Below are 9638 nucleotides of genomic sequence, written 5' to 3' on the forward strand. Positions count from 1 at the left end.
TCCGGTCTCGGTCAGGGGTGCATTACGGTGGGGCACGAGGGCCTTTCTGGTCGGTGTAGACGTCGCAATCCACACCGAACCCGGAAGGCCCTCACCCGTTCAAGACACCTCAGCCGAGACCTGCATCACCCGTCCACAACCTCCCTGGACAGAACACCTAGTGCATCGGAGGGAGGCGGGCGGGGCGGGGCACGGGCACCGGGGGTGGGGGAGGGCATGCTGAGGTGTCGTCGGCCAAGGGCGTTCGCCCGGTCGGCCATTCGACCGCTGCCGCCGACTGCCGACTGCCGACTGCCTGCCACTGACCGCCGACCGTCGTTCGATCCCGCCCACCGGGAAGCAACGGAGACCCATGTCCGCGCCCGCCGCCCCCGAAGCCACCGCCGCGACCCTGCTGCGCCGCCCCCAGATCTGGGTGGTCCCCACCATCCTCACTGCACTCCTCGCCCTGCTGCTGTCCCTGCTCTACATGGGCGGCATCGTCAATCCCAACGGGCACCTCCGCGATCTGCCGATCGCGCTCGTCGACGACGACGCCGGAAGGCAGGACCTCGGCGGACGAATCACCGCCGCCATCGCCTCCGACACCGCCGGCGGCAAGGCCGACTGGCGCGTGATGACCCGCGCCCAGGCCGAGGACCAAATCGACTCGGGGAAGGTCTACGGCGCACTGGTGGTCCCGGCCGGCTTCTCGGATTCCGTCGCCGCGCTGACCACGTCCGGGGCCACCCGCCGGCCGACGATGATCGTGCTCACCAATCCCGGCAAGGGCAGCCTCGGGTCCTCCCTGGCGAGCCAGATCAGCACCAAGGCGGCCCACAGCGCGTCGCAGTCGGTCGGCCGCCAGCTCACGCAGGCCGCAGGCGCGCAGGCGAGCCCTACGACGAAGGTGCTGCTCGCCGACCCGGTCGACGTGGTCACCCAGGTCGGGCACCCCCTCGGCGACCACAGCGGTCTCGGGCTGTCGGCCTTCTACTACACCCTGCTGCTGGTCCTCGCCGGGTTCATGGGTGGCAACGTCATCAGCAACGGCGTCGACACCGCCCTCGGCTACGCCGACAACGAGATCGGCCCGTGGCACACCCGGCGACGGACCGTACCGATCAACCGCACGCAGACGCTGCTGCTCAAGATGGTGATGACCGCGGGCATCACGCTGGTCAGCTCCGCACTGGTGATGCTGGCCTGCATCGCGATCCTGGGGATGGACGCCTCCCACCTGCCGCTGCTGTGGATCTACTCCTACTGCGCGGGCCTCGCGGTCGGCCTCGGCGTCCAGGCCATCAACGCCGCATTCGGCGGGATCGGCCAACTGGTGTCCATGTTCGTGTTCATCGTGCTCGGCCTGCCGTCGTCGGGCGCGACCGTCCCCCTCCACGCGGTCCCCGCGTTCTACCGGTTCCTGTCCTACTTCGAACCGATGCGCCAGCTCAGCGACGGTGTACGCGCGATCCTCTACTTCGATGCCCGTGGCGACGCCGGCCTCACGCGCTCGTGGATCATGATCGGGATCGGCATCGTCCTGGCACTGCTGTTCGGCTTCGCCATGACGACGTACTACGACCGTAAGGGCCTCAAGCGCCTCACACCCCAGCCCGTGTGAGCTTGAGTTCTATCCACGCAGGTCGAGGGGTTCGTACCGCCCCGTCCTTGGCGGCGGCCTCCCGCAGCGCGAGGAACGGGCCGGGGGCGGTGCCGCAGGCTTTCGCGTACGCGGTGACGGCTCCCCCGGTGGGCAGGGTCTTGCCGGGAGTGGCGCGTTGCAGGGTCGGTCGGCTGAAGCCGTCAGCGTTCTCGGCCAGCTGGTTGTAGGTGAGGTGTGCTGTATGCCGCGCGTGCCGAAGTCCCAGGGCCAGACGCCACAGGGCTCGGTGTGGGTACGGCGCCGGCTGATCGGGCCGGCCCACGTCTCGCGTTTCCTCGGCTGGGAGAGTTGAGGAGGGTCCTGGTCACGTCGTGTCAAAGGTGACGCCCTCGGCCGCGGCATTGGCGAACACGTCCTCCAGGGTCCGCAGCCGGATGCCGGGCCGGTCGGGGGACGGCGAACCCACCGTCCGCCGGCAGCGGGCGGACCTCCCGGAGCGCCCGGCCGATCGAGGAGCACCCCACCTCGTAGAGCACACCCAACACCTCATGGGTGAGCCCAGTCCGCAGATGGACCAGCGTCACCAGGAGCTGTCGGTGAGACCAGTGTGTACTTCTGCCCGGTCCCGGTCCCGGTCCCGGCCCCGGCCTCTCGCCGACGGTCGCCCTCACGTCGCACATGGCGCCCGGACCCACAGCGCGCCACCACCCGACGCGGGGCGAGTTCTGCGACCAACTTGGCCAGATGTGGGCGCGACAGCCCGCAGAAGGCGGGATGGGACATGACCGCACGGTCCTGTTTGATCTCCACACACCCGACAACTCGCGCGGGTGTCTCCACGTCCCCGCACTCACCCGACCACGATCAAGCGTAAGTCGGCCCATTAGGGTCGGGGGCATGACGACACCTCTTGCCGGCAGTGCCTTCGACTCGCTCCGCCTCGACGCTGTGCCCGACCAGGAGGCGTTGCGCCGGGCCTACGAACTCCCCAACGACGCGGCCGTGCGCAAGCAGATGACCGAACTCACCGAGCAGACCCGGCGGTTGATCGCCTGCTCATCGCTGGTCCTGGTCGCCAGCGCGGACGCCGAGGGCAACTGTGACGTTTCCCCGCGCGGCGGCCCCGCCGGGTTCGTCGCCGTCTTGGACGCACGGACGGTGGCGATACCGGACGCGACCGGCAACAAGCGTCTGGACACCCTCCAGAACGTCGTCGCCACCGGACGGGCCGGGCTGCTGTTCGTCATCCCGGGGCGCACCACGACGCTCAGGGTGAACGGCCGGGCCTGCGTCTCCACCCGCCCGGAGCTGCTGTCGCAGCTGACCGCCGTGGGCAAGCCGCCGGCCAGTGCGCTGGTGCTGGGGATCGAGGAGGTTTACCCGCACTGCCCCAAGTCGCTCCTGCGCAGCGCGGCCTGGAAGCCGGAGCAGTGGCTGCCGGCGGACGCCCAGCCGACCTCGGCCGAGGTGACGCTGGCCCAGCTGCGGATGCCGGACCTGACGATCGCTGACATCCAGCAGGCGGAGGCGGATTCGCTGAAGTACCGGTACGAGTGACGGGCCGACCAGCGACTGCTGAACCACCAGCCCGCCGAACCCCAGACCAGCACACCCCAAGACCGATTGCGGGGTAGCCCGTAAGGACTATGGCAAGGGCGAGGTCATCACGAAGGTTACCGACGGCTGCTGCCACCCCGGCTGCGCACCCCGGCAGCGGTCGGCATCCGAGCGGGAGTTCGCCGGGGACAAGGCCCGGATCGAGAGCGGCGAGACCTACCTAGGCGCCGTCGGCCAGGCGGGCCAGCGCGGCGACCTCGTCAGCCCGCCCGATCAGACTTCGCCGCAGCTCAACGCGGTGGTTCACAGGCAAGCACGCCAGCAGCATCGGCAGAGGTCCGGCCGGGTATGGAGTCGGACACGGCGTACTCCTCAGTGCTCTGGCGCGGAACGAAGAGGGTCACCAGCGCGCCGAGGACGGCGACGCCGGCGAAGGCATAGAACGCGTGGTGCGGCGAGATCCCGGCGCTCATGAGGACTCCGCCGACGAGGGGCCCGCCGATGCCGCCGAGCCGGCCGAACCCGGCACACCAGGCCACTCCGGCAGCGCGGGCCTGTGTGTCGTAGTAGTTCGCGACGAAGCCGTATACCAGGACCTGGGTGCCGATCGTGCCGATTCCGGCCACCGCGACCAGAGCCAGCAGAGCACCGCGAGGCAGCCCCAAGGCGAGAAGCGTCAGGGAGACGGCGGCCAGCACGAACGTCGACGTGATCACGCGCTGCGGGCCAGTCCGGTCGGCGGCCCGGGAAGCGAGCACCCCACCGATGATCGCCCCGCCGTTCAGGGCGAGCAGGAAGACCAGTGCGTAGGACTTGCCGAAGCCGCTCTGCCCCATGATTTCGGGCAGCCACGTGTTCAGGGCGTAGGTGAGCAGAAGACCGGAGCAGCTCATCAGGCCGAGCAGCACCGTGGGCAGGGCGTAACGGCGGCTCGCCAAAGCTGCGAAACCGACCTTCTTGTCTTCGGCTGCCCGTGTCGACTCGCCCAGGGGGACTCCGGTGCGCTCGGAGAGCTGGTGGGCCCGCTCGGTGTGCCCGCGCGCCAGCAGCCACTTCGGAGACTCGGGCAGGCGCAGCAGTGTGACCGGCAGGAGTACCACGAGGGGGGCCGCACCGAAGAGGAACAGGGTGCGCCAGCTGCTGTCCCCACCGGACGTGAGGAGAGCCATGACCGCGGCGAGGACACCGCCAACGGGCACGCCGCTGTAGACGATCGCGTTGTAGACGTTGCGGCGGTGGGGCGGTGCGAACTCTGCGATCATCGCGGCGGCGGTGGCCACCAGGGCGCCCACCCCGATGCCGGTGAAGAAGCGCAGGACGCCGAACACGGTGATGCTCGTGGCGAATGAGCTCAGCCCCATGGCGACGGAGAACCAGATGATCCCCGCAATCATGATGCGACGCCGTCCGATGTGGTCGCCGACCGCTCCGGCGATCAGTGCGCCGACCATGACGCCCATGAGCGCATAGGAGCCGAGCGCGCCCGCCTGGGCGACGGAGAGGTGGCCGATCTGACTCGGGTCGCGCAGGAAGTCGGGCACCACAGTCCCGTAGACGACCAGGTCATAGCCGTCGAAGACCAGCGTGACGGTGGTGATGGCGACGATCCAGCGCAGCGTCGTGCGGTGCTGCCGGCTGATCCGTATGTGTTGTGAGGTGTTCATCGGGGAGCCCCAGTTGTGTGAGCGTACGGGTCTGCTTCCGCCGGCCCGGTGGACAGGGGGAGCGGGGCCGGCGGGATGCGGTATGCGGTATCGGGTCGTGGAGGGCACCAGCCTGTGTTCAGCCGAGATCTCCGCCGGCGACGGGCAGGACCGTGACGGTGTCGTAGGAGGCTTCTCGGGCGGCGAGGAAGCAGATCGCGGCGGCCTGCTCGTCGGGGGTGCCGGCGCGTTTCATCAGGGACGACGACACGGTGTTGTCGATGTGCGTCTGGAACCAGGTCTTCTCCCGTTCGGACGTGGCAGGGGGAGTGCCCCGGGGGGATCCGCCGGGGCCGGGCCTCGGTTCCGCCCGGCGCGGTGCCGACGACCCGACACCGGACGCGGCGTATTCGAAGGCGAGCGATGCCGAGAGCGCGTTGATGCCGCCTTTGGCCGCGGAGTACGGGGCTGCGGTGAACACCGCGGGTGGTAGCGGGGCACGTTGACGATCACACCGTGGCCCTGCGCCGCCGCGTGCGGGAGCACAGCACGGCACGACCACAGGGTGGTCAGCGGCGAACGGGTGATCTCCGCCTGGATCCCGGCGGCGGAGAACTCGGTGAACGGCTTGACGTCGATGGCGCCGCCCACGTTGTTCTCCAACGTCGATCCGACCGTGGCGTTCCGGCGCGGCCGACACCGGCCTCTCCGCCCCCTCGTACGCCTCAAGGTCGGCGGTGACGCCGTCCTCGAAGCTCAAGGCGACCCGGTAGGACATGCGGTTGCTCATTTCAGACGTGGTTGTCGACGACGTGGTGCACGTGGTCGTTCTTGAGGCCGGCCCTCTAGCTGGTGGTGAGGGGCCGGGCGCCGGAGAACTCGATGCGGTAGAACGACGTGCCGAAGTACGTGTCGACCGTCTGACAGCGGTAGTAGAGCGTGAACCAGTTGAACGTACGTCCAACGCGTCGCCGTCGAGGCCGGTGATCTTGACATTGGTCATGTTGTGCCCAGTCCGGGGGGCTCGGGCAGGCTCGTGGCGCTGGAGCGGTCCGTGCGGATCCGGAAGACGCGCTCCTCAAGGCCCGCCCGGCTCGGGCAGCAGACGAGGGAGATCTCGCGCTGTGGGTCCGTGGTCAGCGTGTCGTGATCCAAGCGCGCCGCTCACCTGTGCATGCGGGCGCCCTTGAGAACCTTGTCCACTGAGTTGCGCGGCCCGTGGACGGCGATCCCGACCAGGTCGAGCTGGTCCTTGCCCACGGCCGCCACCGCTGCCCGGTTTGCGCGGTCGTGGCCCGTGCCGAACAGGTCCGAGGTGAACACCGCGGTCGGCAGGCCGCGCCGCACTGCGCGCTCGTGCGCCGTCGTCACCACTTCCTTCCCGCCCTCGAAGACCAGAACGGGCTGGCGGAACATCGGCAGGTAGGGGGTGCCATCGGCGTCCTGGTACGGCTCGCCGACCACCTCGGGGAGGGCCGTTCCGAGCCCGCTGACGAGGAACGCGGTGACATTCAGCCGCTGCCACGTCTCCAGGTCGTCGCGCAGCAGCACCACGATCTTGGTGTCGAAGCGCACGGGCACGTCCGCGCCGCCCGCTTCGGCCTGCTCATCGTTCTCGTTCTTCGTCTCGTTGCTCATGGCCCGAGACTGCCGGGCTCGGCCTCGCGCGGTCTTGTACGTTCTTTGCGTGCAGCTCCAGCAGGAAGTCTCGGCCTGGCGCCCGCGGGTCGCGGGTGTCGTCGAGGTCTTCCACGCCCGTTTCACCGCGCACGCGTACCCCATGCACGTCCACGACGAGTGGACCCTGCTGATCGTCGATGACGGCGCCGTCCGCTACGACCTGGACCGCCACCGGCGCGGCACCCCGGGCGGCACCGTGAGCCTGCTCCCGCCCCAGGTTCCCCACAACGGCTCCGCCGCCACCTCGCACGGGTTCCGCAAGCGCGTCGTCTACCTCGACACGACAGTGCTGGACGAGCGCTTCATCGGCGCGGCCGTAGACGGTCCGGACCTCGCCGACTCGGTCCTGCGCCGGCGCGTCGGGCAGCTCCACCGCGCCCTGACCTCTCCCGGTGACGAATTCGAGGCGGAGAGCCGACTGGCCCTCATCGGCGAACGGCTGCGCGCGCTGCTCCAGCCGCGCCTCGAACTTCCCGGCGACCACACCGCATCGCCCGGCGCCGGAACCCGCCACGGCATCGCGCCCAGCCTGCGCGAGCTCCTCGACGAGCGGGTGGTCGCGGGCATCTCCCTGCCGGAAGCGGCCGCTCTGATTCAGGCCCACCCCGCCCATCTTGTCCGCTCGTTCAGCGCCGCCTTCGGTATCGCCCCGCACCAGTACCTCATCTCGCGCCGAGTCGCCCTGGCCCGCCGGCTGCTCCTCGACGGCCGCCCGGCCGCCGAGGTGGCGGTCGAGGCGGGATTCCACGACCAGTCCCACTTCACCCGGCACTTCAAACGAGTCGTGGGCACCACCCCCGGGCGCTACGCCCGCTCCCCGGTGCCCGGCTACTGAGGACTTCGGGCGGGGCGTTCGGGCGGCTCGACGAACTGCCCGAGGAGATCCGCCGGGCGGCGGGCGACATGCCGGGCTCTGGCCCTTAGTGGGTTGATCTTGGTCATGCGGGCGTGCAACTCGTCGATCTCCACGGGCATCCAGCCCCCCATCACGCCCCTGGGGTGGCGGACCAGATGTACGCCTTCCTCGCCTTCACGCTCCGGGTCGAAGCCCGTTTCGCGAACAGCGGCGCGCACGGCGTCCAGGAGCTCCGTCTCGTGATCATCCACAGGCCGCACGGTAGAGGGCTGTGCAGGAGGGGCGTGTTGTCCGTGGCGGGACCCGGCCGCGGTGGCTTCAACCGGCCGGGTCCCGCGTGTGTGGACCCTCTCGTCGCCCTGCCACCGTGACATGCACGGCCCCGACTGCGAGCCAGGGAGTCCCGGGGTGGTGGCGGGTACAGCCGGATGCGGCCGGCAGCGGCGCGACGCCGCAGAGCATGGCGAATGCCGCTTCCGAGCGGAGCCGGTCGGGGTTGTCGCCGGCGGTGACCAGCAGCTGGCCCGCGACGTCGGGCCCGATGCCGTTCAGCTCCGTCAACGCCGGGTTGATCTTCTGGGTGAGCGGGGCCATCAGCTCGTACAAGTGAGTGATTGGTTCGCAAGTATGAGGAATCCTTGTCGATGGGACCGCATCTATCCCCCCGTAAGCGTGCCAACCGGCGTAGGGGTGGACTGATGGTGCAAACCGACGTAGCAGAGCAAGTGACGGTCCGGGAGTCGGTGCCGGCGCCGATACGGCGGAAGTCGTGGCAGGAGGGGGCCTGGCGGCGTGGCCGGATCGTCGCGGGGCTGGCGGTGCTCGCAGCTGTCCCCCTCGCGCTGCACGGCCTGCTGCCCAACCCCGGCAATCTGGCCGGGCTGCTGGAGACCTTCTTGCCCTGGTGCGGCCTGGTCGTCCCGGTGCTGCTGGTGCCCGCGCTGTTGCGGCGTTCGGCCGCCGCGCTGGTCGCGCTGCTGGTACCCGCTGTCGTCTGGCTGGCCATGTTCGGCGGGACGCTCGGCGACCGGAGCACCGGCAAGGGCGATCTCACCGTCGTCACGCACAACGTGGCCGCTGCCAACACCGATGTAGCGGGCACGGTGAAGATGCTGATCGACTCCGGCGCCGACCTCATTGCACTGCAGGAGCTGGATCCGGGGGTGCAGCCCGAGTACGAGCGGGGCCTGGCCGCCGCGTACCCGCACCACGTGGCCGGCATCAGCGCCGACGGGCTTTGGTCGAAGTACCCGGTCACCGGCAGCGCCATGGCGAAGGGCCCGGCCGGCGAGGGCAGCGGAACGGTGTTCCGGTCGGTGGTGGCCACTCCGAAGGGAGAGGTCGCGGTCTACGTCGGGCATCTGGACTCGGTCCGGGTCACCTTGGGAAAGGGGTTCGGCGCGGAGCTCCGGGACAACAGCATCGCCGCGACGAGCGCGGCGCTCAGGGCCGAGCCGCTGGAACGGGTGCTGCTGATGGGTGACCTCAACGGCAGCCTGGCGGACCGCGCCTTCGCCCCGATCGCCGAGCAGATGACGTCCGCCCACGAGGCCGCCGGTTCCGGATTCGGCTTCACCTGGCCGGCCGCCTTCCCGGCAGTGCGGATCGACCACATCCTCAGCAAGGGTCGGCTGACCGCGACCGACTCCTGGGTGCTGCCCGCCGATGGCAGCGACCACCGCGCGGTGGCGGCGTCCTTTCGGTACTGAGCCGCCCGCTCACACCCATCGCACCGGGTCGCCCCTCGGGCGCGGAGCGCCCACCCCGGCTGGTGGGGGAGAGGTGGACTCAGGGCTGGTGCACGTTGTTGAGACGGGTGATCTGCCGGTCGATCAGCTCGGACGGGAAGGAAGAGCTGAAGTCGGAGGCCACAGAGACCCCCGAGGGGGCGGCCCGGTTCCGCGTGAGCCCCGCCCCCGCCCCCGTGCCCGTACCGCTGACTAGCCCGCCGGAACCCGCAGCGGACGAGCTGGTCCACGAACCTGTGGCGCAACGCGTCATCCCGTCCCAGGGGCGGGACCCCTCGCGCCGGTCGCGTGAGCCGAACGGGATACTGAAGCGGACGCTCGGCTCCTTCCAGGTGTTCGCGACCTCGTTCGCGTTCATCTCGGTGGCGGTCGGCATCTTCGCGACCTTCGGCGAAGTCCTGCGGACCGCCGGGCCGGTCGGGATCTGGTTGTGGATCGTCGTGGCGGTGGGGCAGACCCTGGCGGCTTTGGTGGTCGCGCAGTTCGCGGCCCGCATTCCGCTCAGCGGTTCCTCCTACCGATGCCATCGGCGTCGCGACCGTGTACCGAACTTCGTGAGGTGATCGATG

Annotated in this window: 12 protein-coding genes and 1 pseudogene; 5 read left to right on the top strand and 8 right to left on the bottom strand. The window is 69.9% G+C overall.

Going from position 1 to position 9638, the window contains the following annotated elements:
• The first annotated feature begins 352 nt into the window (after positions 1-352).
• Positions 353-1603: a YhgE/Pip domain-containing protein gene (locus ACIQU4_RS25525; RefSeq protein WP_403734994.1), complete on the top strand. Its 1251-nt coding sequence runs from the start codon at positions 353-355 to the stop codon at positions 1601-1603.
• Here the strand turns inward: ACIQU4_RS25525 and ACIQU4_RS25530 are convergent.
• Positions 1584-1865: a helix-turn-helix domain-containing protein gene (locus tag ACIQU4_RS25530; protein WP_403735798.1), complete on the bottom strand. Its 282-nt coding sequence runs from the start codon at positions 1863-1865 to the stop codon at positions 1584-1586. The two genes, ACIQU4_RS25525 and ACIQU4_RS25530, sit on opposite strands and share 20 nt — an antisense overlap.
• A gap of 202 nt (positions 1866-2067) precedes the next feature.
• Positions 2068-2484 (bottom strand): annotated as a pseudogene (locus ACIQU4_RS25535) (transposase family protein); the annotation flags it as partial.
• Between ACIQU4_RS25535 and ACIQU4_RS25540 the strand changes: the two are divergent.
• Positions 2483-3142 (top strand): MSMEG_1061 family FMN-dependent PPOX-type flavoprotein, encoded by a 660-nt coding sequence (locus tag ACIQU4_RS25540; protein WP_403734997.1) that lies wholly within the window; start codon positions 2483-2485, stop codon positions 3140-3142. The pseudogene ACIQU4_RS25535 and the gene ACIQU4_RS25540 sit on opposite strands and share 2 nt — an antisense overlap.
• A gap of 290 nt (positions 3143-3432) precedes the next feature.
• Here ACIQU4_RS25540 and ACIQU4_RS25545 read toward each other — a convergent pair whose 3' ends face one another.
• The 4 genes from ACIQU4_RS25545 to ACIQU4_RS25560 all read right to left on the bottom strand — a co-directional run bounded on the left by ACIQU4_RS25545 (position 3433) and on the right by ACIQU4_RS25560 (position 6423).
• Entirely contained in the window at positions 3433-4806 is a 1374-nt protein-coding gene (locus ACIQU4_RS25545; RefSeq protein ID WP_403735000.1) for an MFS transporter, read from the bottom strand.
• 118 nt (positions 4807-4924) lie between these two features.
• Positions 4925-5266 (bottom strand): hypothetical protein, encoded by a 342-nt coding sequence (locus ACIQU4_RS25550; protein ID WP_403735003.1) that lies wholly within the window; start codon positions 5264-5266, stop codon positions 4925-4927.
• A gap of 518 nt (positions 5267-5784) precedes the next feature.
• Positions 5785-5940 carry an aromatic-ring-hydroxylating dioxygenase subunit beta gene (locus ACIQU4_RS25555; RefSeq protein ID WP_403735005.1) on the bottom strand — a complete coding sequence of 52 codons (156 nt, stop codon included), beginning with the start codon at positions 5938-5940 and terminating at the stop codon, positions 5785-5787.
• A gap of 9 nt (positions 5941-5949) precedes the next feature.
• Positions 5950-6423, bottom strand: coding sequence for a DUF2000 family protein (locus tag ACIQU4_RS25560; protein ID WP_403735008.1), 474 nt, complete (start codon positions 6421-6423; stop codon positions 5950-5952).
• On the opposite strand from ACIQU4_RS25560, the gene ACIQU4_RS25565 reads away from it, so the two are divergent.
• A complete protein-coding gene (locus ACIQU4_RS25565) occupies positions 6422-7300 on the top strand; it encodes an AraC family transcriptional regulator (protein WP_403735010.1) in 879 nt (292 codons plus the stop codon). The genes ACIQU4_RS25560 and ACIQU4_RS25565 overlap by 2 nt on opposite strands.
• On the opposite strand, the gene ACIQU4_RS25570 is transcribed toward ACIQU4_RS25565, so the two are convergent.
• Positions 7294-7572, bottom strand: a complete 279-nt coding sequence (locus tag ACIQU4_RS25570) for a hypothetical protein (protein ID WP_403735012.1) — start codon at positions 7570-7572, stop codon at positions 7294-7296. The genes ACIQU4_RS25565 and ACIQU4_RS25570 overlap by 7 nt on opposite strands.
• A gap of 67 nt (positions 7573-7639) precedes the next feature.
• The gene (locus ACIQU4_RS25575) at positions 7640-7927 is read right to left on the bottom strand and encodes a transposase (RefSeq protein WP_403735015.1); all 288 of its coding nucleotides are present in this window, start codon (positions 7925-7927) and stop codon (positions 7640-7642) included.
• 92 nt (positions 7928-8019) lie between these two features.
• Between ACIQU4_RS25575 and ACIQU4_RS25580 the strand changes: the two genes are divergently transcribed.
• Positions 8020-9030, top strand: coding sequence for an endonuclease/exonuclease/phosphatase family protein (locus ACIQU4_RS25580; protein WP_403735018.1), 1011 nt, complete (start codon positions 8020-8022; stop codon positions 9028-9030).
• 98 nt (positions 9031-9128) lie between these two features.
• Positions 9129-9632, top strand: coding sequence for a hypothetical protein (locus tag ACIQU4_RS25585; RefSeq protein ID WP_403735020.1), 504 nt, complete (start codon positions 9129-9131; stop codon positions 9630-9632).
• The last annotated feature ends 6 nt before the right edge of the window (positions 9633-9638 follow it).

Source organism: Streptomyces sp. NPDC090741 (genome assembly GCF_044769045.1).
Taxonomy (GTDB): domain Bacteria; phylum Actinomycetota; class Actinomycetes; order Streptomycetales; family Streptomycetaceae; genus Streptomyces.